The organism is Rhodobacter sp. 24-YEA-8, assembly GCF_900105075.1.
Classification (GTDB): Bacteria; Pseudomonadota; Alphaproteobacteria; order Rhodobacterales; family Rhodobacteraceae; genus Pseudogemmobacter.
In genome coordinates this window covers 1,444,129-1,466,348 of record NZ_FNSK01000001.1, presented here as the reverse complement: position 1 = coordinate 1,466,348, position 22,220 = coordinate 1,444,129, and the positions used below count along the sequence as shown (strand labels likewise).

21 protein-coding genes and 1 pseudogene are annotated in these 22,220 nt (G+C 63.8%); 15 read left to right on the top strand and 7 right to left on the bottom strand.

The genetic code is table 11. The features are described from left to right. Nucleotides 1–135 precede the first annotated feature (135 nt). Nucleotides 136–2,256, top strand: coding sequence for a TonB-dependent receptor domain-containing protein (locus BLW25_RS07315; RefSeq protein WP_092897749.1), 2,121 nt, complete (start codon nt 136–138; stop codon nt 2,254–2,256). 65 nt (nt 2,257–2,321) lie between these two features. Here the strand turns inward: BLW25_RS07315 and BLW25_RS07310 are convergent, their stop codons facing one another. Beyond that, complete coding sequence (locus BLW25_RS07310; RefSeq protein WP_092897747.1) at nt 2,322–3,995, bottom strand: ABC transporter ATP-binding protein/permease; 1,674 nt, start codon at nt 3,993–3,995, stop codon at nt 2,322–2,324. Between the two features lie 306 nt (nt 3,996–4,301). On the opposite strand from BLW25_RS07310, the gene BLW25_RS07305 reads away from it, so the two are divergent. Next, nucleotides 4,302–5,063: a HugZ family pyridoxamine 5'-phosphate oxidase gene (locus BLW25_RS07305; RefSeq protein WP_092897745.1), complete on the top strand. Its 762-nt coding sequence runs from the start codon at nt 4,302–4,304 to the stop codon at nt 5,061–5,063. Between the two features lie 69 nt (nt 5,064–5,132). Here the strand turns inward: BLW25_RS07305 and BLW25_RS07300 are convergent, their stop codons facing one another. Then, the gene (locus BLW25_RS07300) at nt 5,133–5,930 is read right to left on the bottom strand and encodes an alpha/beta hydrolase (protein WP_092897743.1); all 798 of its coding nucleotides are present in this window, start codon (nt 5,928–5,930) and stop codon (nt 5,133–5,135) included. A 262-nt stretch (nt 5,931–6,192) separates the two neighbouring features. Continuing rightward, nucleotides 6,193–6,759 (bottom strand): elongation factor P, encoded by a 567-nt coding sequence (gene efp / locus BLW25_RS07295; protein ID WP_092897741.1) that lies wholly within the window; start codon nt 6,757–6,759, stop codon nt 6,193–6,195. Between the two features lie 113 nt (nt 6,760–6,872). On the opposite strand from efp, the gene epmA reads away from it, so the two are divergent. The 5 genes from epmA to BLW25_RS07270 all read left to right on the top strand — a co-directional run bounded on the left by epmA (nt 6,873) and on the right by BLW25_RS07270 (nt 13,102). Continuing rightward, the gene (gene epmA, locus BLW25_RS07290; RefSeq protein WP_253188271.1) at nt 6,873–7,931 is read left to right on the top strand and encodes an EF-P lysine aminoacylase EpmA; all 1,059 of its coding nucleotides are present in this window, start codon (nt 6,873–6,875) and stop codon (nt 7,929–7,931) included. A gap of 181 nt (nt 7,932–8,112) precedes the next feature. Beyond that, entirely contained in the window at nt 8,113–9,138 is a 1,026-nt protein-coding gene (gene obgE, locus BLW25_RS07285) for a GTPase ObgE (protein ID WP_092897739.1), read from the top strand. 8 nt (nt 9,139–9,146) lie between these two features. Next, complete coding sequence (gene proB, locus BLW25_RS07280) at nt 9,147–10,268, top strand: glutamate 5-kinase (RefSeq protein WP_394328425.1); 1,122 nt, start codon at nt 9,147–9,149, stop codon at nt 10,266–10,268. A gap of 124 nt (nt 10,269–10,392) precedes the next feature. Further along, nucleotides 10,393–11,652 (top strand): glutamate-5-semialdehyde dehydrogenase, encoded by a 1,260-nt coding sequence (locus BLW25_RS07275; RefSeq protein WP_092897737.1) that lies wholly within the window; start codon nt 10,393–10,395, stop codon nt 11,650–11,652. A 157-nt stretch (nt 11,653–11,809) separates the two neighbouring features. Then, complete coding sequence (locus BLW25_RS07270; protein ID WP_092901679.1) at nt 11,810–13,102, top strand: DUF3422 family protein; 1,293 nt, start codon at nt 11,810–11,812, stop codon at nt 13,100–13,102. Between the two features lie 49 nt (nt 13,103–13,151). Here BLW25_RS07270 and BLW25_RS07265 read toward each other — a convergent pair whose 3' ends face one another. Both BLW25_RS07265 and BLW25_RS23920 read right to left on the bottom strand, forming a co-directional pair. Next, on the bottom strand, nt 13,152–13,445 hold the full coding sequence (locus tag BLW25_RS07265) for a hypothetical protein (RefSeq protein ID WP_143040463.1): 294 nt from the start codon (nt 13,443–13,445) through the stop codon (nt 13,152–13,154). Between the two features lie 80 nt (nt 13,446–13,525). Beyond that, nucleotides 13,526–13,673 (bottom strand): annotated as a pseudogene (locus tag BLW25_RS23920) (IS5/IS1182 family transposase); the annotation flags it as partial. 428 nt (nt 13,674–14,101) lie between these two features. Between BLW25_RS23920 and BLW25_RS07260 the strand changes: the two are divergent. The 3 genes from BLW25_RS07260 to msrA all read left to right on the top strand — a co-directional run bounded on the left by BLW25_RS07260 (nt 14,102) and on the right by msrA (nt 17,256). Beyond that, nucleotides 14,102–15,445, top strand: coding sequence for an NAD(P)/FAD-dependent oxidoreductase (locus tag BLW25_RS07260; protein ID WP_092897733.1), 1,344 nt, complete (start codon nt 14,102–14,104; stop codon nt 15,443–15,445). A 111-nt stretch (nt 15,446–15,556) separates the two neighbouring features. Further along, nucleotides 15,557–16,723, top strand: a complete 1,167-nt coding sequence (locus BLW25_RS07255) for a M20 aminoacylase family protein (protein WP_092897731.1) — start codon at nt 15,557–15,559, stop codon at nt 16,721–16,723. A 26-nt stretch (nt 16,724–16,749) separates the two neighbouring features. Continuing rightward, a complete protein-coding gene (gene msrA / locus BLW25_RS07250; RefSeq protein WP_092897729.1) occupies nt 16,750–17,256 on the top strand; it encodes a peptide-methionine (S)-S-oxide reductase MsrA in 507 nt (168 codons plus the stop codon). 12 nt (nt 17,257–17,268) lie between these two features. On the opposite strand, the gene BLW25_RS07245 is transcribed toward msrA, so the two are convergent. Further along, the gene (locus BLW25_RS07245) at nt 17,269–18,036 is read right to left on the bottom strand and encodes an RES family NAD+ phosphorylase (RefSeq protein WP_092897727.1); all 768 of its coding nucleotides are present in this window, start codon (nt 18,034–18,036) and stop codon (nt 17,269–17,271) included. Then, complete coding sequence (locus tag BLW25_RS07240) at nt 17,996–18,379, bottom strand: MbcA/ParS/Xre antitoxin family protein (protein WP_092897725.1); 384 nt, start codon at nt 18,377–18,379, stop codon at nt 17,996–17,998. The genes BLW25_RS07245 and BLW25_RS07240 overlap by 41 nt, the downstream gene beginning before the upstream one ends. 142 nt (nt 18,380–18,521) lie before the next feature. Here BLW25_RS07240 and BLW25_RS07235 point away from each other — a divergent pair, with 142 nt between their 5' ends. The 5 genes from BLW25_RS07235 (at nt 18,522) to BLW25_RS07210 (ending at nt 22,076) form a co-directional block, all read left to right on the top strand. Next, nucleotides 18,522–19,004 carry a MerR family transcriptional regulator gene (locus BLW25_RS07235; RefSeq protein WP_092897723.1) on the top strand — a complete coding sequence of 161 codons (483 nt, stop codon included), beginning with the start codon at nt 18,522–18,524 and terminating at the stop codon, nt 19,002–19,004. Between the two features lie 204 nt (nt 19,005–19,208). Continuing rightward, entirely contained in the window at nt 19,209–19,835 is a 627-nt protein-coding gene (locus BLW25_RS07230) for an RBBP9/YdeN family alpha/beta hydrolase (protein ID WP_092897721.1), read from the top strand. Next, nucleotides 19,832–20,020, top strand: coding sequence for a hypothetical protein (locus BLW25_RS07225; RefSeq protein ID WP_092897719.1), 189 nt, complete (start codon nt 19,832–19,834; stop codon nt 20,018–20,020). Before BLW25_RS07230 ends, BLW25_RS07225 begins: the two co-directional genes overlap by 4 nt. Nucleotides 20,021–20,605: 585 nt before the next feature. Continuing rightward, on the top strand, nt 20,606–21,436 hold the full coding sequence (locus tag BLW25_RS07215) for a L,D-transpeptidase (RefSeq protein WP_092901676.1): 831 nt from the start codon (nt 20,606–20,608) through the stop codon (nt 21,434–21,436). A gap of 7 nt (nt 21,437–21,443) precedes the next feature. Then, nucleotides 21,444–22,076 (top strand): thioredoxin domain-containing protein, encoded by a 633-nt coding sequence (locus tag BLW25_RS07210; protein WP_092897715.1) that lies wholly within the window; start codon nt 21,444–21,446, stop codon nt 22,074–22,076. The last annotated feature ends 144 nt before the right edge of the window (nt 22,077–22,220 follow it).

Below are 22,220 nucleotides of genomic sequence, written 5' to 3'. Positions count from 1 at the left end.
ACTATTTCCTAAAACGCTGGCGCCCGGGCGTGATGCGCCGGGCATCCGACCAGATCCGAGACAGTTGGGCCAGGATATCCGTGGCTCCGGCGATCCAGGGGACGTCATTTCCCTGAGACAGATCCGGAGACAGCAATGTCCTATCATCATGGCGCATATCCGCGCCTTTTCTCGACCCGTTTCCTCGCGCTTTTGCTGGGCAGCAGCATCCTGGCGCAATACCCGCTTTCCGTCACCGCGCAGACGACAGGTGAAGACGAGACCAGCACGGCAACGCCGCATAACCTGGGCACCATCTTCCTGACCGGCGAAGGGCTCACGCTCGGCGTCGCGGGCGATGCGGTCTATGACACGCCCGCGCCGGTCAGCGCGATTTCCGGTGCCGATATCCTCGGCCGCTATTCCGGCAATGCCCAGACCGCCTTGCGCGCAATCCCCGGCGTTTTTTCCCGCCAGCAGGCCAACCAGCCGGGGATCGAGGTCAATATTCGTGGCATGAGCGGCTATGGCCGGGTCACCGCCATGATCGACGGCGTGCCGCAGACCTTCAAGAATATCGGCGGCCATGAGGCGTCTGGCGGCTCGATGCTCTATGTTCACCCCGAGCTGACCGGCGCGGTCGAAGTGGTGCGCGGCCCGGTTTCGGGGGCGCATGGTTCGGGCACCCTGTCCGGGGCTGCGAATTTCCGCACGCTCGCGATTGATGATGTCGTGCTTGAGGGCGAGACGCGGGGCGGGATGCTGCGGCTCAAGGGCGGCTCGAACGGCTATGACCAGTCGGGGATGCTGGCTTACGGGCAGCGCTTTACCGGCCTCTGGGGCGGTGAGGGTGAGGTCAATGTGATGGCCGCAATCGCCCATACCTCGCAAAGCGATTACGAGAATGGCGACGGGATCGTGGTCGCGGGCAAGGGCGCCTCGAATTCGCCAAAGGGCGGGCTGGTGAAATTCGAGGTCAAGCCGAATTCCGAACATACATTCGCGTTCGGCACCCGCTGGTATCGCAACCAGTTCATCAACTCGAATTACAATTGGGATATCGACAATCAGACCGACACGCTGTCCTGGAAATGGCGGCCGGACAATCAGTGGATCAACCTTGATCTCGAGCTGTTCCATAATGAGGAAGAGCTGAATTACCGCCCCGGCTCGACCGGTGGCTATACCGGGCGGCGCACCGCGGATGTCACCAAAGGGGCGAGCCTGACAAACCACGCCAATGTCGATCTGTCGAATGGCGTGAACCTTGATCTGACCTTCGGCGTCAGCTGGCAGCAAAACGACTTCAGAACCTATGAGCGGCGCGGTGGCAACCATCCGGGAACGCTCGATAAATCTTCGCTGTTTTCCGAAGCGGTGGCCGATTTTGGCCGTTGGAGCCTGATCGGTGGTCTGCGCTATGACCATTGGGAAGTTTCGGGCACCCGGACGGCCCCTGCGAATGAATATGTTGAACGCTCGGGCGGTGAAGTGCTGCCGAAGCTCGGCCTCTCCTTCGATCTGACGCCGGAGATCGAGCTTTACGGCACCTATTCCCACACCTTCCGGCCGCCAAGCTCTCATGAGGTGTTCTACGCCAATGTGCCGTTCAACACGGGTGTCGGCAGCTCGAACAATAACAATCTGGATCTGAAGCCGGAACTGTCGAAAGGCGTTGATCTGGGCGTGAACTGGCGGCGTGACGGGCTGTTCAGTGCCGAGGACCAGGTGCGGCTGAAGGTTGGCTACTTCAACAACCGGATCAAAAACTACATCGTCAATGATCTGCAGGGCGGTGTGGTTCGCTGGGTGAACACCGATGGCACGGTGAAAAGCCATGGCGTCGAGATCGAGGGCTCTTATGATGCCGGGCTCTATTACGCCAATATCGGCTATTCCGACAGCAAGACCGATGATGTGCCGACGGGCTTCGGCACCGGTGGCGGCAATGGGGAAGGCTCGATCCAGCCTGACCGCGTGGCGACCGTCGATTTCGGCGTGCGGCTCCTGGATCAGCGGCTGCAACTCGGCGCGCAATATCGCTATGTCGGCACCGGCAAAGAGGCCGAGTTCTTTAATGGCTGGCAGGAGACCGCTGCCTATGACCTCTGGGATCTCTATGGCAGCTATAAGGTAAATGACACGGTGCAGGCCTTCTTCTCGGTCGAGAATATCACCGACAAGACCTATGGCTATGCCGGTTCGGGGCTGAACAATTACCGGTCTGAATCCGGGCGTGGCCGGACCTTTATCGTGGGGATGACCGCGCGGTTCTGATCAGTTTTCAGGACAGATAACGGGCCGGCCCTGTCATGCGGGGCCGGCCTTTTCACAGGCTGGTATCAGCCCAGCGTCAGGTGCTGACAGGTTCCAAGCGCCTTTGGCTCATCATGTGAGACACAAAGGATCGTCGCCTCCGGCAGTTCACGGCACAAAAGCGCCAGCATTTCCTCGGCTGCGGCCGCATCAAGGGCGCTGGTCGACTCGTCCAGGATGACAAAACCGGGCCGCGCCAGCAAAAGCCGCGCAAAGCCGAGCCGCTGCCGCTCGCCGCCCGACAGCGCCTTTAGGGGCAGCTCGGGCGCGACAGTGCCAAGCCCGGTCAGGCGCAGCGCGGCTTCGATCTGCACAGGGTCGCACTTTGCCGGGTCCAGCGGGTAGCAGGCGGCGGCGGCGAGGCTTTCCGGGAAGAGGCGCGGTTCTTGCGACAGGACGGTCGGGGCATCGGCGGGCAGCCCGATCTGGCCCTCGCCATAGGGCCAGAGGCCGGTGATCGCGGCGACAAGTGTGCTTTTGCCCTGGCCGGACGCCCCCGTGATCCAAAGCCGTTCCCCGCGTGCAAGGGTCAGATCCGGAACCGGCGCCAGCGCGCGTCCCTCAGGGGTGAAAAGGCGCAGCCCGCGCAGATGCAGCGTGCCATCCTCTGTTGCGGCGCGGGTGATCGCCTGGGGTGGTTCCGGGCGCAGTTCTGGCTGCGCCGTTGCGGCGAAAAGGCCATCGAGACGCTCGGATACGGCCACGAACTGCGCCAGATCGCGGTAGGAAAAGATGAACCAGCTCAGCGTTGTGACGACATTCGAGAACGCCGCCGCAAGTTGCATCAGCCCGCCAAGGGTCACCGCCCCCGCGAAATAGGCCGGCAGGGCAAAGAATGTCGGCACCCGCAGCACGGTCTGGAAATAGCTGCGCGAGAAAAGGCCGAAGATGAATTCGCGCCGGATCAGCTGGTTCCAGTTGACACGCAATACGCCGAAAAGCCGCAAGAGCCGCCGCGTCTCGGCCGCTTCGCCCCCCGATTGCGCAATCGGGCTGGCCTCTTCCCGCAGCTGGACCAGGGCATGGCGGAAATCGGCCTCGCGCTTTTCCTGGGTGAAAAGCAGGGTCTTCAGCGGTCGGCCAAGGAAATGCGTCGCAAGCGAAGAAATGGCCACATAGAGAAAGGCAAGAATTACCATATATCTATGAAGTTCAATGTCATATCCAGCGATGCTGAAGCTGAGAGTGAAGTCTGAAAGGCTCCAGAGCAGGGCGACATAAGAGACCAGCGCCACGATGTTCGAGATCAGATCAAGCGTCTCGATCAGCAGCTTCTCGGCGAAAAGCCGGCAATCTTCGGCCACGCGCTGGTCAGGGTTGTCGACCGGCACTGCCGAGAATCCCGGCCTGAGATACCAATAGGCTCGGCGCCCGACCCAGAGGTCCAGGGCGCGCGCGGTCAGCCGGCTGCGCAGCCGCATCAAAAGCCGTTTGCGCAGCCATTCTCCGACGAGGAAAATCGCAACCGAAGTCATGGTGAGCGCGAAGAACACCCCGATCTGACGCATCGCCTCGGGGGCGTTCATCTGTTCGAGCGCATCGAAAAAGGCCTTGTTCCAGGCGATGGTCCGGAGCGAGATCCAGACGCCGAAAAATTGCAGCCCCAGAACGATGGAATAGGTGAAAAGGGCAATCGATGTCCCCGGGCCGGAGAGCGCGATTTTGGTCAGCCGCCAGATGCGGCCTGCGAGCTTTTTCATATTTGTCCGCTTTATATGCGCGCCGCAGGTCTCAACGTTGGCGCGGCAGGGCGTCAGCGCGAGAGGATGCGGATCTGTTGCAGGGGCCGCTCGGGGCTCGCGCTTTTGTCGCGGTCACGGGGGCTTCGTTTCCCGAAGGCCCCGCCCGGACCGGCTGGCGGCAAGGGACTGGCTCTGCGCTAGCAATTTGTCGCAGGGGTCGCAATATGGTCTTTCACCTGTGGCGCAGGCTGGCTATCGTCCGCCGCGCCGTAGCCCGAGTTCCAGCCAGCGGATTTGTGACCAAAGGCTATGCGGAGACCTCCAATGCCAGCCAGTGAAGCCGCCATCACCCCGCGTGATATCGAAATCAATCCGGCCGCAGCTGCGGAATTCGATCCGCGAAGGGCGGGCCAGGGGCTTTTGCACGAAAGCCGCAATGCCGCGCTCTCGACGCTGGATCCCGGCGGTTTTCCATATGGCGTGGTGACCAATATCCTGCCCGATTACGATGGCAGCCCGGTGTTTTTCACGGCGCGGCTGGCGCTTCATGCAAGAAATATCGCAGCCGATGACCGGATCTCGCTGGCGCTGGCGGGGTTTGACAGGCCGGATGCGCTGACGCAGCCGAGGATGACGCTTGTCGGTCATGCAAAGCGGGTCGGGCCGGAGCGGATGGAGGCGTTGAGCGCGCGCTACGCGGCGCGGTTTCCGAAAGCGAAGCTCTATCTGCAGCTCCCCGATGCGGCGCTGTTCCGGATCGAGGTTCTGGGCGTCACTGTCGGCGGCGGCCCCGGGCGCAATGCCTCGGATATCGGGTTCGACGCCTATCGCATTGATCTTGCCGGGGCAGAGGGGCTGATCGCGGCTGAGGGTGCGGTTCTGGCGGAGCTGAATGCCGTGCCGTCCCGGCTTGGCGCGCTGGCCGTTGGTGTCGGGGCAGCGGCAGGGCGCTGGAAGGCGATTGCGCTGGATCCGGCGGGGCTGGTCCTCGCATCGGGCGAACGGCTCTTGCGGCTCGACCTGCCGGAGCGGGTGGTGACGGCAGAGGGCTTTCTGGCCGCAGTCGCACGGATGGCCGGCGGCTGACCTGCGGGGCCGGGCGAGGGTGAAGAGGCCCCCCCTCAACCCCCGGGCGTGTTCAGATCAGAAGGAAGATCACAGCGCGAGAAGCGTATTCGTGAGCGCGGATCCTGGGTCGGCGAGGGCGTCGAGCACGTTGAAATGGTGTTTGCCCCCGGCTGTTGACCAGGGGCAGGACCATTCCTCTGCGAGAATACGGGCCTGAGCGAGGAAGGCGGGGCGCTCATCTGCGCCGACATGGATATGGGCAGAAATGCCGGGGGCGCGCCGGAGGCGCGCGGGGCTTTCGCGGGCGGCCTCATCTTCGGTGATCCCCAGCGTCTCATTCATTTTCGTGGCCATCAGCGGGCCGAGTTCGCTGAGAGGCGAGATCGGGACAGTGCGGGCGATGGGCAAAGCGAGATCGGTGCAGGCGAGGCGTGCGGCAAGCTGCCCGCCGGCGGAATGACCGGTTGCGATGAGCGGGCCGGGGCGGTCTTGCAGTATCAGCCGGGTGAGATCGGCCATTTCCTGCACCATCTGTGTGATGCTTGCATCGGGGGCGAGGCTGTAGGACGGCATGACCACGCGCCAGCCCCGTGCCAGCGGGCCGGCGGCCAGATGCGACCAGCTCTCGCGGCCAAAGGCCATCCAGTAACCGCCATGAATGAAGAGGACGGTACCCCGTGCCGTGCCTTCCGGTTCGAAGAGATCATAGAACTGGCGTGGCCCGGTTCCATAGGGCAGATCAGGGTGTGCCCGGGTGCCAAGGCTGTCGCGGAAGGCACGGGCCATTTCTGTCCAGCGGGCGGGGAAGAGCGCGGCATCTGCGATAAAAGCGCCATTGGCATAATCACGGTCAGGATCCGGCCAGGCATAAGGCGGGCGCGTCATTCAGTTCATCCTCTCCGGGTCTCTGCCCGTCATCGGGCGAAAGGCGTGTTCTCCGGTATAGACTGGCTCTTGCCGCAGGGACAGGAGATCGTCGCGTGCATGCTGCCGCCGATTAACGCCATCTGGTCGGAGCCGCTCGTCTGATCGGGGGCGGCAGCAGTCCGGCTCAGCTTCTTGGTGCGGTGTATGAGAAAAGGGGCAGGGCGTCTGGCCCTGCCCCTTTGGGGAGTGGTTTTATCGATACTCAGGCGCAAGCCCGCGATCAGTCTTTCGCGCGTTCCACATAGGAATTGTCATCGGTATTGATGACGATGCGGGTCTCGGCGCCGATATGGGCCGGCACCATCACCCGCAGCCCCGAGGTGGTCATCGCAGGCTTATAGGAGGAAGAGGCGGTCTGGCCTTTGACCACCGGCTCGGTCTCGGCGATTTCGACGGTGATTTTCTGCGGCACTTCGATGGCGATAGGTGCGCCTTCATAGGTCTTGACGTAGCAGCGCATGCCTTCGGTCAGATAGACCTTGCTGTCGCCCATGACATCGGCGCTGACCACGACCTGGTCATAGCTTTCGGGCTGCATGAAATGGAAACCTTCGCCATCCTCATAGAGGAAGTCGTAATCGCGCTCGTCCACGGTGGCCTTTTCGACCTGGTCTGTGGTCTTCCAGCGTTCCGAGACCTTCACCCCGTCCGAGATGCGGCGCATATCGACGGAGGTGGTGGGGGTGCCTTTGCCGGGGCGGTAGGTTTCGGCCGAAAGGACGGCGTAGAGCTTGCCGTCTACCTCAACCACATTGCCCTTGCGGAGCGATGACGCGATGACTTTCACGGGTGAATATCCTTTGATATGCGGATGCGCGACCGGGAAGGCTGAAGGCTCCGGCCAGCGATTGCGCTCCGGTTAGCGCATGATGTGTCAGATTTCCAGCAGGAATGGCGAAGATGGGCGGCAGAGACGGCGAAATGCGTAATCCGGGCCAGGATCAGTGGTGGCAGCCGTCGCATCATGCGGACCGGCGCCCGGCCTTGCTGGAGCGCAACCGCATCCAGGCGCGGATCAGGTCCTGGCTGGCGGAGGAGGGGTTTACCGAGATTGACCCGGCGGGCCTGCAGGTCAGCCCGGGGAATGAGGCGCATCTGCACGCGTTCCGCACCACCGCCATCGGCAATGATGGCGGCATGCGCGAGATGTATCTGCATACCTCGCCGGAATTTGCGATGAAGCGGCTGCTGGCGGCCGGTGAGACCCGCATTCACGCCTTTTCGCATGTCTGGCGCAATCGCGAGCGCGGGGCTTTGCATGAGCCGGAATTCACCATGCTGGAATGGTACCGGGTCGGCGAGGATTACACCCGGCTGATGGAGGATATCGCGGCCTGGGTGCGGCTTGCGCAGCCGGACGGGGTTTTGCGGTTTCGCGACCGGGTCTGTGATCCGGCACTGCCCTTTGAGCGCCTGAGCGTCGCGGAGGCGTTTTCGCGCTATGCCGGGATTGAGCTCATGGCAACGATGGATGGTGCGGGCGTCACCGATGCCGCGGCACTGGCGGCGCAGATGGACCGGGCAGGGATCCGCCATATGGCGGGCGAGACCTGGTCGGATCTGTTCAGCCGGGTGCTCTCGGAGCGGGTCGAGCCGAATCTGGGGCTGGGGCGGCTGACGGTTCTCGATCATTATCCGGCCTGTGAGGCGGCGCTGGCACGGCGGGTGCCGGGGGATGCGCGGCTGGCCGAGCGGTTCGAGGTCTATGCCTGCGGGGTGGAACTGGCGAACGGGTTCGGCGAACTGACCGATCCGGTCGAACAACGCGCGCGCTTTGAGGAAGAGATGGCGATCAAGGCGCGGGTTTACGGCGAGACCTATCCGATTGACGAGGATTTTCTGGCGGCGCTGGCATTGATGCCGCCGGCCGCGGGCTGCGCGCTTGGGTTTGACCGGCTGGTGATGCTGGCCCTGGGCGCGCCGCGGATAAGGGATGTGATATGGGTTCCGGCGGGGTGATCCCGGGCTGGCCGGGTCAGGGGGCGCTGCCCCCGTCTGCCTGCGGCAGCCCCCCCGGGATATTTTTGGACAGTTGAAAGCGGCAGTTGGCGCGTGGAGGGGCCGCGTCGCTTGAGGTGGGGGCGCTTCTCCTGTATCGGCGGAGGGAAAGTGCCATACGCCCGTTCGGAAAGATGCCCAGATGAAATTCCTCGATCTTGCCAAAGTCTATATCCGCTCGGGCGGCGGCGGCGCGGGCTGTGTCTCGTTCCGGCGCGAGAAGTTCATCGAATTCGGTGGGCCGGATGGCGGCGATGGCGGGCGCGGTGGTTCGGTCTGGGCGGTGGCGGTCGAGGGGCTGAACACGCTGATCGATTATCGTTACCAGCAGCATTTCTTTGCGAAGAATGGCCAGCATGGCATGGGCAGTCAGAAGACCGGTAAATCCGGCGATGATATTATCCTGAAAGTGCCGCTGGGGACCGAGATCCTTGACGAGGATGAGGAAACCGTGCTCGCGGATCTGACCGAGCCGGGGCAGCGCGTGCTGCTGGCCCAGGGCGGCAATGGCGGCTGGGGCAATCTGCAGTTCAAATCCTCGACCAACCGCTCGCCGAACCGGGCCAATCCGGGGATTCCCGGGGTGGAGCGGACGATCTGGCTCAGGCTGAAGCTGATCGCGGATGCGGGGCTCGTGGGGCTGCCGAATGCGGGCAAGTCGACATTCCTCGCCGCCGTTTCGAATGCGCGACCAAAAATCGCGGATTACCCGTTCACGACCCTGGTGCCGAACCTTGGTGTGGTCGGCATTGACGGGCGGGAATTCGTGATGGCCGATATTCCGGGGCTGATCGAGGGGGCGTCAGAAGGACGTGGCCTTGGAACGCAGTTCCTCGCCCATGTCGAGCGCTGCAAGGTGCTGCTGCATCTGGTCGATGGCACGTCATCGACCATCACCAAGGATTACCGCACGATTGTCAGCGAGCTGGAGGCCTATTCCGAAATCCTCGGCGACAAGCCCCGTATTCTGGCGCTGAACAAGACCGATGCGATGGATACAAAGCAGATCTCGGATCGCAGGCGTGCGCTGGAAAAGGCGAGCGGCGGCCCGGTCTATGTGATTTCGGGCGCAGCACAGAAGGGGATCACCGAAGTGTTGCGGGCGCTGATGGCAGAGATCCGGATGACCGGGGTGGAAGAAGAGGAAAGCGGGCCGTGGCAGCCCTGAGCGACAGAGTGAGCGTTTTGCAGGCGCCCGATATCCGGGCCGCGCGTCGTCTTGTGGTGAAGATCGGCTCGGCCTTGCTGGTCGACCGCGCCAAAGGGCTGCGCCAGGCCTGGTTGTCTGCGCTGGCGCTGGATGTGGCAGAGGCGCGGGTTCGCGGCACTCAGGTTGTGCTGGTGTCATCGGGCTCGATCGCGCTTGGGCGGATGGTTCTGGGGCTGCCGGCTTCGGGCGAACTGTCGCTGGAACAGGCCCAGGCGGCGGCGGCGGTCGGGCAGATCCGGCTGGCGCGCGCTTATGAAGAGGTGCTGGCACCGCATGGTATCACCACGGCGCAGATCCTTGTGACGCTGGAAGATACTGCCGACCGGCGCCGTTATCTGAATTCCCGCGCGACGATGGAGACGCTGCTCGGGCTTGGCGTCGTGCCGATTGTCAATGAAAACGACACAGTCGCGACCGATGAGATCCGCTTTGGCGACAATGACCGGCTGGCGGCGCAGATCGCTGTGACGGCCGGGGCGGATCAGCTGGTGCTTTTGTCGGATGTGGACGGGTTCTATTCCGCCAATCCGAAAGAGGATCCGACGGCGGTGCGCTTTGATCTGGTCGATCACATCACGCCCGCGATTGAGGCGATGGCGGGGGATCCGATTTCGGGTCTTTCCAAAGGCGGCATGAAGACAAAGCTGATGGCGGCGAAGACTGCCGTTGCCGGGGGCTGCGCCATGGCAATCATGGAGGGCTCGCCCTTGCGGCCGCTGAAAGCGCTGGCCGAAGGGGCGAACCGGACCTGGTTTGTCGCCGAGGCCGATCCGCAGGCGGCACGCAAGCGCTGGATCAATGCGATGAAGGAAAAGGGCCGGGTCCGGGTGGATGAGGGCGCGGTGAAGGCGCTGCGTCTGGGCAAGAGCCTGCTGCCGGCCGGGGTGGTCGCCGTTGAGGGGCGGTTCGGGCGCGGGGAGCCAGTGGGGATCATCGGGCCATCGGGCGAAGCGCTTGGCAAGGGCCTGATCCGCTATACATCTGACGAGGCGCGGGCGATTGCCGGGCATCGCTCGGGCGAGATTGAGGCGATACTTGGCTATCAGGGCCGGGCGGCTCTGGTGCATCGCGATGATATGGTGATGTAACACGGTGCGGGGAAGCCGCGGGGCTTTGCCCCGATGCTGCCGCTGCGTTGGACCGGCGGCGGAAATGGCGGCAGACCCGGTTTTTTGCGTCAAAAGGAAGAGCTTAAGGCGAAGAGGTGAGGCGATGGATGGTCAGTTTTCGGATCTGATGACACAGATTGGATCGGCGGCGCGTGAGGCTGCGGCGGAACTGGCATTTGCTCCACCAGAGCAGAAGGCGGCGGGTTTGTTTGCGGCGGCCGATGCGATTGACGCAGGCGTTGACCTGATCCTGGCGGCCAATGCGAAAGATATGGATTTCGCCCGCGAGAAGGGGATTTCCCCCGCCATGCTTGACCGGCTGCGGCTGGACAGCGCCCGCGTGGCGGGGATCGCCGCCGCGCTGCGCGAGGTGGCACAGCAGCCGGATCCGGTGGGCCGTGTGCTTGAGGAATGGGACCGACCCTCGGGTCTGCAGATCCGGCGGGTGGCGACGCCTTTGGGTGTTGTCGGCGTGATCTATGAAAGCCGGCCCAATGTCACTGCGGATGCCGGGGCCTTATGTCTGAAGGCCGGCAATGCCGTCATTCTGCGCGGTGGATCCGAGAGCTTCCATTCCTCGGGCGCGATTCATGCCTGTATGGTCCTGGGGCTGAAAAAGGCCGGGCTGCCGGAGGCCGCGATCCAGCTGGTGCCGGTCAGGGACCGCGATATGGTTTCTGCCATGCTGACGGCAGTGGACTATATCGACGTGATTGTGCCGCGGGGCGGCAAGGGCCTTGTCGGGCTTGTGCAGCGTGAGGCGCGGGTGCCGGTTTTCGCGCATCTTGAAGGCATTTGCCATGTCTATGCCGATGGCGCGGCGGATCTGGAAAAGGCGCGGCGTGTGGTGCTGAACGCGAAGACCAGGCGGACGGGGATCTGTGGCTCGGCTGAATGCCTGCTGATCGACCGGGCGTTTTACGCGAAACACGGGCCGGTGCTGATCGAGGATCTGGTGAAGGCCGGGGTCGAGGTCAGAACCGAGAGTGAATTGCTGCAGGTCACTGGCACGGTCGCGGCGCAAGCCGATGATTTCGGGCGCGAATTCCTTGATATGATCATCGCGGCCAAACTGGTTGACGGGGTGGACGGCGCTATTGCCCATATCCGTCGCTATGGATCGAACCATACCGAAGCGGTTCTGACCGAGGATGATGCCGTGGCCGCGCGGTTCTTCCAGCGGCTCGATTCGGCGATCCTGATGCGCAATGCCTCGACCCAGTTCGCCGATGGCGGTGAGTTCGGGATGGGCGGCGAGATCGGGATTGCCACCGGCAAGATGCATGCGCGCGGGCCAGTCGGGGCCGCACAATTGTGCAGCTTCAAATATCTTGTGACCGGCGACGGCACCATTCGCGCCTGACCGGCTGGCGACGGGCGCTCTGTGGGCGTCAGCCTGCCGGAAGAGCCCTGGCATTACGGCAACATATTGCCCGCATACCCTGGTATGCGGGCTTTGTGCTGGCGGTATCGGTTCTCCCGGGCGTAACCCGGCCTGATCTCAACTTATGAGCGAAGATATGCCTCCTGTGACCGACCATCCGCTCCGTTATGCCACGGTGAATGAGCTTCATGCCCGGCCTTTCCCGGCGCTGGATCTGCCCTGTACCGCTGTGATGATGGCCTTCAAGGAGCCGGTGGATGCTGCAGGGCGGGACCGGGCCCGCGACCGGGATCATCTGATCGACCTGATCGACCGCAATGGCGGCGCGCATCCGCAGCCGGATGCCACGCATTTTTCGGGCCCGATTGGCCGGACCGAGTTGAAATGGGAAAGCCATACTGAATTCGTGACCTATTCGGCCTTTACGCCGGGTGTCTCGTCGCGCCCCTTTGACCCGGTCGAGACGGAAGTTTTCCCCGAGGACTGGGTGCAGGCGGCGCCGGGCGGGCGGATTGCCTCGGTGCTGATCCGCATCGAGCATATGCCCGCGAGCATGGGGGAACTTTTCGCCCGCTGCGAGGACTGGTTCGTGCCGGAAAGCCTTGCCTTGTCGAAAGTGGTTGACGGGGCTGCGGTGATCGCCGGTGATTTCCGCATCGATCCGGCGGGCAATATGCGCTTCGCGGTCTTCATCCGCCCCGGCACCGGGCGTCGGCGCATTGGGCGGATCGTACAGCGTCTGTGCGAGATCGAGGTCTACCGCGCCATGTCGATGCTGGGGCTTTTGCGGGCGCGTGATCTGTCGGGCAAGCTCAACCAGCTGGACCCGCGGCTTTCCGCGCTGGTCTCGGGGCTGGATACGACCGGCGGCAAGGGGCCGGCGCCGGAGGCGGCTTTGCATGATCTGTTGTCGATTTCCTCCGAGCTGGAGCGGCTGGCAGTGCGGGTCTCATTCCGCTTTGGCGCGACCGCCGCCTATGAGGCGATCCTGAACCAGCGCATCCAGGTGTTGCGCGAAGAGCGGCTTGAAGGGCGGCAGACCTTTGGCGAGTTCATGATGCGCCGCTATGATCCGGCGATGCGGACGGTGAAATCGGCTCAGGCACGGCTGGAAACCCTGTCGACCCGGGCGGAACGCGCCGCTGAGCTTTTGCGCACAAGGGTTGATGTCGACCGCTCGGCGCAGAACCAGCGGCTTTTGGAAAGCATGGACCGCCGCGCGGATCTGGCGCTCCGGCTGCAGCATACGGTCGAGGGGCTTTCGGTGGTTGCGATCAGCTATTACGCGGTGAGCCTTGCGTCTTACGCGCTCTATCCGCTGGGGAAACTCGCCGGGCTGTCGAAAGAGATGATGACGGCTGTGCTGGTTGTGCCGGTGCTTGCGCTGGTCTGGCTGGGCCTGCGCCGGATCCGGAAGAGCTTTCACTGAAACCAGGCTGGCCCGGATAAAGGCAGCCATCCCGGGGGCGCGCGTGAAATCAGTGATGAGGTGGGGTCACGCCGTCCATTTTCCGGAACATGAACCTGTCGGCGCCAGTACCATCGCAGATCGTGTCATTCCCGGCGCTGCAGATCACCGCTTCCAATGCATAGATGTTGACCAGGTCACGTTCCGTGGATTTGGTCCGGCCGCCAGGTAAATCGATCCACAGAACGCTGGTGAAGGCCGCCCTGGTGGTGACCTGCCTCCTGTCTGCGGGAGCGGTCAGGATGACGGTATCTGCGTTATGACCGCGCCTGAACATCGAGGTTTCGCCTGAACCGAGGGTCACAGTGTCATTACCGCGCCCGGTATCTGTGGCGCCGAGCCACGCGGTGTTGGTCCCGACCCGGTCATTGTGCTGACTTTCTATGCGTCTCTGAACCAGGTGCGATCATAGCCCCGGTCAACAAGCGGCAATTCTGCCTTCGATAAATTGCCGACGAGCGCAGCAGCTCCCGTATAGTCGCTGAGCCTTTCCAGCGATCATGAAGAGGCGGGCAGGGCGGATATCGGCATCAACGGCTTCGGAACCGCCGCACTGGACTTCCGAGCGTGCATCATCGGGAAAATACACTTTTCTCGCTCCATCGCTGCCAGCACGTGCAGAGGGGCCCAGGTCCGTCACTGTGAGGGAGTTCTGAAAACCAGAACGCCCCCTTTCCTGGTATCGAAAATGCGGTCCTGTGGATTAGGTCCGGGGTCAGTTTCAGAGGCCTTGCACAAAAACGATCAGACAGGGATGAATTCGTCTGGTGCTGCCGGAGGAATTGAAATCTTGTGCGATTCTGAGGATCGATTGCCGGACCTGCAGATCCGGAATAAAGGCGCATCGCATTTCTCGTCATTTCTGCAGCGGGCGGATATGCGGTGCAGATCTCCGGCCCGGGCATTGCCGCAAAGGCGCCCGCCGGAACACCTGGGTCTGGACGTTTGCGGAGAAGCAGAATGAGTTTTCCCATCCACGAAAACAGCCCCCTCCGGCATCGGGGCCGGCTGCCGGCGGTCTGTGATACGGTGGTGATCGGAGGCGGTATCATCGGGGTGATGACCGCGTGGGCGCTGGCGAAAAAGGGCCAGCGGGTGGTTTTGTGTGAAAAGGGGCTGATCGCGGGCGAGCAGTCCAGCCGCAACTGGGGCTGGATCCGTCAGCAGGGGCGCGATCCGGCGGAACTGCCGATCATGATGGAAAGCCTTGCGCTGTGGCGCGAGCTTGCGGCCGGGACGGGCGGGCGGCTCGGGTTCCGGCAAACCGGTGTTCTGTATCTCGCCAATAAAGAAGGCGACATGGCGGGGTTCCGGTCATGGCTCGATTCGGTCGCGGGCTCGGGGGTGGACAGCCGGATGCTGAGCGCACGCGAGGTGGCGGATCTGGTCCCGTCGGCCAAAGCGGGCTGGACCGGCGGTCTCTGGACGGCCTCGGATGCGCGGGCCGAGCCATGGGTTGCGGTGCCGGTGCTGGCAGATCTGGCGGCCGAGGCGGGGGTAGTGATCGTTGAGCATTGCGCGGTGCGCTGCCTTGATCTTTCGGCGGGCCGGGTCGCGGGTGTGGTGACCGAGGCCGGGCGCATCGCCTGTGATCAGGTCGTGGTTGCCGCTGGTGCCTGGTCGCGGCTTTTCCTTGGCGCGCATGGCGTCAGGATCCCGCAGCTTTCCGTTCGCGCGACAGTGGCGGCGACCGAGCCTCTCCCGGATCTTTTCCCGGGCGCGGCTGTGGACAGCCATTTCGCCTTTCGCCGCCGCGAGGATGGCGGCTATACGCTCGCCCCCGGTGACCACCAGAATTTCTGGATCGGCCCCGATGCCTTCCGCGAATTCGGCACCTATTGGCCACTGCTGAAACGCACTTTCGGCCAGACCAGCCTGCAACCGATGGCGCCGAAGGGCTATCCCGACGCCTGGTCGACGCCACGCTGGCTGAAGGGCGATGTCGAATCGCCGTTCGAGCGGATGCGGATCCTGAACCCTGCGCCCGATCGCAGGGCGCTGGAGCGGCTGCGGACCCGCTTTGCCGAAGCCTTCCCGCAGATCGGCAAGCCGCGCCTGACCGCCAGCTGGGCCGGGATGATCGAGACCATGCCCGATGTTGTTCCGGTGATTGACCGGACCGAGAAGCTGCCGGGCCTGGTGATCGCGACCGGGCTTTGCGGTCATGGATTCGGCATCGGGCCGGGCATGGGCCGGGTGATCGCCAGCATGGTTCTGGGCGAAGAGATCGGCCATGACATGCGCCGCTTCCGTCTGTCGCGGTTTACTGACGGATCGAAACTGGTGCCGGGCCCCAGTCTCTGACGGATCCCGGTCCTGATCTGCCCCGGTCTTTGAACAGTGGCGGAATGGCAAGCGGCGGGGGCTTGCCCCTCCGCGCGCCGGAGATCAGACTCCGTGCCGAAGGAGACGCATATGCCCGTCAAGAACCGTTTCGCCGAACTCGCCCCCGAGATCAAAGCCTGGCGCCAGGATTTTCACCGGCACCCCGAGCTGAATTATGACCTGCCGCGCACCGCCGGGCGTGTGGCAGAGCTGTGCCGGGCCTTTGGCTGCGACGAGGTGACCGAGGGGATCGGCCGTTCTGGCGTCGTCGCGGTGATCCGGGGGCGCTCGGACAGCGCGGGCCGGGTGGTAGGCCTGCGCGCCGATATGGATGCGCTGCCGATTCATGAAAAAACCGGCCTCGAATATGCCTCGGCGACACCCGGGATCATGCATGCCTGCGGTCATGACGGGCATACCGCGATGCTGCTTGGTGCTGCGAAATACCTCGCCGGGACGCGGAATTTTGATGGGTCGGTGGTCTGTATCTTCCAGCCGGCTGAAGAGGGCGGTGGCGGCGGTCTTGCTATGGTCAAAGACGGGCTGATGGAGCGCTGGAACATCCAGGAGGTCTACGGGCTCCATAATATGCCGGGGATCCCGGTTGGCCGTTTCGCGATCCGCCCCGGTGCGATCATGGCGGCGTCGGATGAATTCTCGCTGACCCTGACCGGGCGCGGCGGCCATGCGGCAAAACCGCAGGAGGCGATTGATACCACTGTGGTCGCGTCGCATCTGGTGCTGGCGCTGCAAAGCATCGTGTCCCGGAACACCGATCCGCTGCAATCGGCGGTGGTCTCGGTCGCGACGATCCACAGCGATTCGACCGCCTATAATGTGCTGGCCGAAGAGGTGGTGATGAAGGGCACCGTGCGTACGCTGGACGAGGGCGTCCGGGCGATGATCGAAGCGCGGCTGCGCCAGATCTGCGCGGGCGTGGCTGCGACCTATGGCGCGACGGTCGATGTCCATTTCCGCCGTGGCTATCCGGTGACGGTGAACCACGAGGATGCCACCGCCCATGCGGCGGCGGTGGCACGGGCGATCTCACCCGAAGTTGATACCGAAACCGCGCCTTTGATGGCGGCAGAGGACTTCTCCTATATGCTGCAGGAGCGCCCGGGTGCCTATATCTTCCTCGGCAATGGCAATACCGCGCCGCTGCACCAGGCCGGGTATAATTTCGACGATGAGGCCGCACCCTTTGGTGCAAGCTGGCTTGCCGGCATGGCCGAGGCGCGGATGCCGGTCGCGTGACACGTCGTGCGTGAAAGGAGAGACAGATGACTGAGGAACGTGCCGTTCTGGCCGGGGGCTGCTTCTGGGGGATGCAGCAGCTGCTCCGCCGCCTGCCGGGGGTGGTGAACACCCGTGTCGGCTATACCGGCGGCGAGGTGCCCAATGCCACCTACCGCAATCATGGCCGCCATGCCGAGGCGATCGAGGTGATTTTCGACCCCGCCCGGATCAGCTACCGCCAGATTTTGGAGGCGTTTTTCCAGATCCATGACCCGACCACCCGCGACCGCCAGGGGAATGACCTTGGCCCGAGCTACCGCTCGGCGATCTATTGGGCGAGCGAGGATCAGCGTGCGGTGGCGCTTGAGACGATCAAAGATGTCGATGCCTCCGGCCTCTGGCCCGGCCCGGTGGTGACCGAGGTGGAGCGGGTTTCCGAATTCTGGGAGGCCGAGCCCGAACATCAGGATTATCTGGAGCGCCAGCCGAACGGCTATACCTGTCATTTTCCGCGCCCGGGCTGGGTCCTGCCAAAACGCGCGGCTGAGTGATCCGCCCGGCCTTTATCTGGCGCGGGGCCGATCCCAGACCATGCCGCTCAGCCGCGGGTCGGTGAAGCTTTCCCGCGGAAAATCAATCCCCTGGCGCGGATGTTCGCGCAAGGCCATCGCGCCGGTGGGGCTGAGGCGGATGCGCCATGTCTGGCGGTCCTGGATCCCGGGTGCAGCAAAGGCGCTGCAGCTGAGCACCGCCAGATTGGCGCCGGCTTTCGGGTCGCGCACCGATCTGTAGCGGATGATCTCTGCGCCAGCCTCGCGGGCCGCTTCGGCCAGCGTCTGGCAGGGCGCGTAATCGGTCGGATGGCTCCAGGCCGGGTCGGCCATCGGCGGCGCTGTCAGATCAACCGCCCTTGCGGTCGCGAGTTTGGCCGCAAATGCGGTATATTCCGCCGGCCCGTCGGGAAAGGGCGTCGCTGGGCTCTCGGCGTAAAACAGGAAACGGTAGAATACCATTTCCGCAAGGGCGGTCTGCACTTTCTCGGCGCCATACCAGACACCCGGCGTCAGCCCGGCACGACGAAAGCGCGACCCATGCGGGTAGGGGCGGTAGCGAAAGGGGGTGGCCAGCAGGTAATCAAGCCCCTGACAGGCGGCGGGCATCGGCGGTTTGGTGGTTTCCAGAATGTCTTCCAGCAGCGCCTGTTCCGCGAGGCTGTCCACCAGTTTCAGGGTCGAGACCAGGTGCTGTGCTTCGACCAGGCGCCAGCCGCGCCCCTGAAAACCCCGGCATTCAGAGCCGAGCGCGGCGGCTGTCCAGATAGGCGCAGACATCAACAAGTCCCTGAACTGATGTTATCTTTTCTGCCGGTGTCGCGCCGAGCACGTCATTCGGGGCCGAAATCCAGGCCCGCGCCACCGCTTCATCGCCGCCAGTGATCGCATCAAGCGAGCGGTAGAGCCGCACGAGCATCGCCGCGAGTTCAAAGGACTTGCTGCCTTCCTCGATCCCGGCAGCGCCGCGTTTCAGCCGCGATACACCCGGTTCTGAAAGGCCGGTCACCCGGGCGAATTGCCGCGCCGAAAGACCCAGGCGCTCGGCTGCGCGCAGGGCGGCTTTGCCAAGCACCTGACCCCGCGAGGGCTGGCCCGGCGCGATAACGGGGAAAGAAATCATCTGCCACCTCCTTTCATGTGAAAATATAGGTGCACTTGATTTCATATGAAAGGGGGGTCCTGCCAGACGGTATCGAAACATGCAGCCTTGTTGAAGCAAAGCCCGGCAATACCTATAGTCTGTAGAGATATCGGAGGCGCGCATGCTCACCATCGGCAAACTCGGGGACCGTACCGGCGTCAAGGTGCCCACAATCCGCTATTACGAACAGATCGGCCTCTTGCCCGAGGCGGAACGGTCCTCCGGCAATCAGCGCCTTTACAGCCAGGTCGCCGAAGAACGGCTGCGCTTTATCCGCCATGCGCGCGATCTGGGCTTCCCGCTCGAGGCGATCCGTGACCTGCTTTCGCTTTCCGATCAGCCGGATCAGTCCTGCGCCGCCGCAGACAGCATCGCTCGAACCCAGCTCGGGGCGGTGCGCGAACGGATCTCGCGGCTGAAAGCGCTGGAACATGAGCTGGAGCGGATGATCGTACAATGCGCCCATGGCACCATCGGCGATTGCCGGGTGATCGGGGTACTGGGGGATCACAGCCTGTGCAATCACGATCACCGCGCGGCGGAAGGCGAGACGGGACCAGGACAGCGTGAGACGGCTGTCACCGGAAAAATCGACAGTTACTGAATATCTTAACTGAGGGATGCGCTCACCTGGCCAAGGCCTTGCAGGGCCGGAGCGCCTGGCCGCTGCCTCTGGGGACCAGGGAGGCGAGATGTAACCGCGCTGTCCGAAAGAGAATCCTCTTCCTTTCCTGGAGGCATCTTTAGAATCCTCAATCACGATAAATCATGTAGTCTTTTCCTGTGACCTCGGGAAAGGAGCATGGTAATGATCAACACTCTTATCGTTCCGGGCCTTGACGGGTCGGCTGCACCGCATTGGCAACATTGGTGGGCGGCCAGTGACCCTCATGCGCTGACGGTGGATCTCTCGAACCCGCATCGCCCTGTAGCGGCGCTTTGGGAAGTAGAGCTGGCCTCGATGATCATTGCGCATCCCGATTGCGTTCTTGTTGGTCACTCGCTGGGGGCGATTTTGATCGCGCGGCTTCTGACGCAATGGCCGCATCTGCGGGTGGCAGGCGCCCTGCTGGTCGCCCCGGCCGAGACCGCAGGTGCCGACCGTATCGGCCATTTCGGCCCGATCCCGGAAGAGGTGCTTGACCTGCCGGTTATCGTCGCGGCCAGCCGCAACGATCCCTGGATGGGCTTTTCACGCGCGGCGCAACTTTCCCGCGCCTGGGGGGCGGAACTGGTCGATCTCGGATTCGCGGGCCATGTGAATGCCGCAGCCGGCTTCGGTCCCTGGGAAGAGGGCCGCAGTTTGCGCAATCGTCTTCTGGCGGGGGCGCTGCCGGAGGCTGCCGCACCATCGCGGTTTCGCAGGCCTGACGGCTATGAGACGCCGGACGCGCGCAAGCGTGCAGCCCGGACCAGGACGGGAGCGGTGCTGTGAGCGCGCGGGACACCTCGCGCGTCACGCTGCGCCGGGGGCAGGAAAGGGCGGCGATCCTGCTGGCCAGCCTCGCGATGGCGGCTGTGCTGGCGCTGACCCTGACGCCGAAAGATACGCTCGGCTTCCTCTCCGCCACACCGGCACATGCCTATGACGGCCTGCAGGTCGAGGAACCCGCCCGCTGAGGCAGGGCTGACGTCGTCGGAGCGACACATAACCGGAATGGTGCGGCGATGCTCCGGGTGTGCTGGCGATCCTGGCCGGCGAAGACCGAATGGTGCAGGGCGCAGTGGTGAAAGGCGGGGCAACACAGGGGAATGACGAAAACGCGCAGGCGACCCCGGGCCCCGGCGATGGCATTCTGATCTGTGTCGCAGCGACTGTCTTGTTGGCTGCGGCGATTCTTCTCAGTGGAATCGGGGCCTGAACAGGGGTCCTGACGGGGGCGCAAACCGACGCGGGGCCGGGTAAATCCTTTGCCTGAGCTGATGTCGGGCGGTGCGCGCGCGCCGGATCACGCGGCGGTTCAGTGCGGAAACGGCGCAAGCCATGCCTGTCTTTGGCGGTATTTCACTTTCTCGCGCAGCTGTGTGACGGCGGGGCTTGACCAGGCCCTTCGGATCATGGCGCATGGCCGGATTGGTTCCTCGTGGGCGCGGCTCCGGCATCGCATCACGGCGGAGGTGTGCAAAGCCGGCGGCAAGCATCCCGCGATCCTGCCAGATCCGGGGCGTGTCTGCTCCTTCCCGCCGGCGGGAAAGGACAGTTTTATGAGCGTTGTGGTCAGTCGTCGTGCGGCTCTTTTGATGACCCTTTCGGGGCTGGTATCGGCCTGTGCGCCAAAGGTGCCCGACTCCGGGTCGCACCCTGATCCTGCCGCCAATGTCCCTCCGGAAATCCTCGCGATGTATGGCGAGCTCGAGGATAACGGGTTCCATATCCCGGCCGTAAACCCGCGCTATCTGATTGCCGAAAACACCCGCACCGAGGTGGATCTTGCGATCACCGAATCCCCCGGCGCGATCATTGTCGATCCCTGGCAGCGCTACCTTTATCTGATCCGGGGCGGCAATCGCGCGCTGCGCTACCGGGTGGCGGTGGGCGATCAGGGCCGGTCCTTCGAGGGCGCGGCGGTCGCGCAATATGACCGGGTCTGGCCGAGCTGGCGGCCGACCGACAATATGATCCGCGAGCGCCCGGATATGTATGCCGCCTATGCCGACGGGTTGCCGGGCGGGCCGCAAAATCCGTTGGGCGCGCGGGCGATCTATCTCTTCCGGGGCGGGCGCGACACCTATTACCGCATCCATGGCACCAATGAGGTCGCCTCGATCGGCCATGCCACATCGGCGGGCTGTATCCGCATGTACAACCAGGATGCCATTCATCTGGCGGCGAACTATGTCAAAGGCGGCAAGGTGCTTGTCCTGAGCCCCGAACAAAGCGCCGGTGCCTTCGGATCCTTTGTGCCCGCAACCACGCCCTATAGTGGCGCCTCGTTCAACCAGCCGGCGGCAGTGCCGGAGGTTGCGGCCGCCGATCCGGCCTATGGCTACCCGACCGGCTTCCCTGAAAGCCCCTATACCAGCAGCCTGAACTGAGACAGTGATGAAAAGACGCGATCTGATCAGGGGCTCTCTCGGGAGCTCGCTTGGAGCAATGATGCTGGCGGGGGCGGCATTTCCCGTCCGGGCCGAAGAGATGCTGCCGGGTGCGGCCCCGCGCGAGCTGACGCATGACCCTGATCAGCCGGTGCTGGGCAATCCCGATGGCTCGGTGACCATCGTGGAATACTTTGATTACCAGTGCCCTTTCTGCCGCGACTCGCATCCGGCCCTGCTGGATTATGTGCGCTCTGACGGCGATATCCGTCTGGTGATGAAAGACTGGCCGATCTTTGGCGAGGCCTCCGTGCGCGGTGTGCAGCTTGGCCTCGGCTCGGTGGCCCTTGGTCGCTATGCGGAGGTCAATGCCGCGCTGATGGCCGGAAAAGGACGCCGGGTCGATGCGTTGCGGATGGATGCGGCCGTGCGCGATGCCGGGCTGGATCCCGAGGCCGCCATCGCGAGCTTTGAGCGTGAACGCGACAAATGGGTTGCGCTGATTGACCGCACCATGGCCGAAGCCGATTTCTTCGGCCTGCCCGGCACGCCCGCCTATCTGGTCGGCCTGAACCTTTTTCCCCGCGTTACCGAAATCGCGGAACTGCGCGCCGCCGTCGCGGCGGTCCGCCGGGGGTAAGCGCTGCGGGAGACCGGCGGGCCGGGGCAGCGCCCCGGCCAGGGTCGGCCAGACGAGGCCGTCAGGACAACACCGGCGCGACAACACCGGCGCGACAACACGGGCGCGACAACACGGGCGAGGCAGGCCGCGCGCCCCGTTTTG

Coding starts and splice junctions, on each gene's coding strand:
- BLW25_RS07315 (WP_092897749.1), top strand. CDS start 136: ATGTCCTATCATCATGGCGCATATCCGCGCCTTTTCTCGACCCGTTTC.
- BLW25_RS07310 (WP_092897747.1), bottom strand. CDS start 3,995: ATGAAAAAGCTCGCAGGCCGCATCTGGCGGCTGACCAAAATCGCGCTC.
- BLW25_RS07305 (WP_092897745.1), top strand. CDS start 4,302: ATGCCAGCCAGTGAAGCCGCCATCACCCCGCGTGATATCGAAATCAAT.
- BLW25_RS07300 (WP_092897743.1), bottom strand. CDS start 5,930: ATGACGCGCCCGCCTTATGCCTGGCCGGATCCTGACCGTGATTATGCC.
- epmA (WP_253188271.1), top strand. CDS start 6,873: ATGGGCGGCAGAGACGGCGAAATGCGTAATCCGGGCCAGGATCAGTGG.
- obgE (WP_092897739.1), top strand. CDS start 8,113: ATGAAATTCCTCGATCTTGCCAAAGTCTATATCCGCTCGGGCGGCGGC.
- BLW25_RS07275 (WP_092897737.1), top strand. CDS start 10,393: ATGGATGGTCAGTTTTCGGATCTGATGACACAGATTGGATCGGCGGCG.
- BLW25_RS07270 (WP_092901679.1), top strand. CDS start 11,810: ATGCCTCCTGTGACCGACCATCCGCTCCGTTATGCCACGGTGAATGAG.
- BLW25_RS07260 (WP_092897733.1), top strand. CDS start 14,102: ATGAGTTTTCCCATCCACGAAAACAGCCCCCTCCGGCATCGGGGCCGG.
- BLW25_RS07255 (WP_092897731.1), top strand. CDS start 15,557: ATGCCCGTCAAGAACCGTTTCGCCGAACTCGCCCCCGAGATCAAAGCC.
- msrA (WP_092897729.1), top strand. CDS start 16,750: ATGACTGAGGAACGTGCCGTTCTGGCCGGGGGCTGCTTCTGGGGGATG.
- BLW25_RS07245 (WP_092897727.1), bottom strand. CDS start 18,036: ATGTCTGCGCCTATCTGGACAGCCGCCGCGCTCGGCTCTGAATGCCGG.
- BLW25_RS07240 (WP_092897725.1), bottom strand. CDS start 18,379: ATGATTTCTTTCCCCGTTATCGCGCCGGGCCAGCCCTCGCGGGGTCAG.
- BLW25_RS07235 (WP_092897723.1), top strand. CDS start 18,522: ATGCTCACCATCGGCAAACTCGGGGACCGTACCGGCGTCAAGGTGCCC.
- BLW25_RS07230 (WP_092897721.1), top strand. CDS start 19,209: ATGATCAACACTCTTATCGTTCCGGGCCTTGACGGGTCGGCTGCACCG.
- BLW25_RS07215 (WP_092901676.1), top strand. CDS start 20,606: ATGAGCGTTGTGGTCAGTCGTCGTGCGGCTCTTTTGATGACCCTTTCG.
- BLW25_RS07210 (WP_092897715.1), top strand. CDS start 21,444: ATGAAAAGACGCGATCTGATCAGGGGCTCTCTCGGGAGCTCGCTTGGA.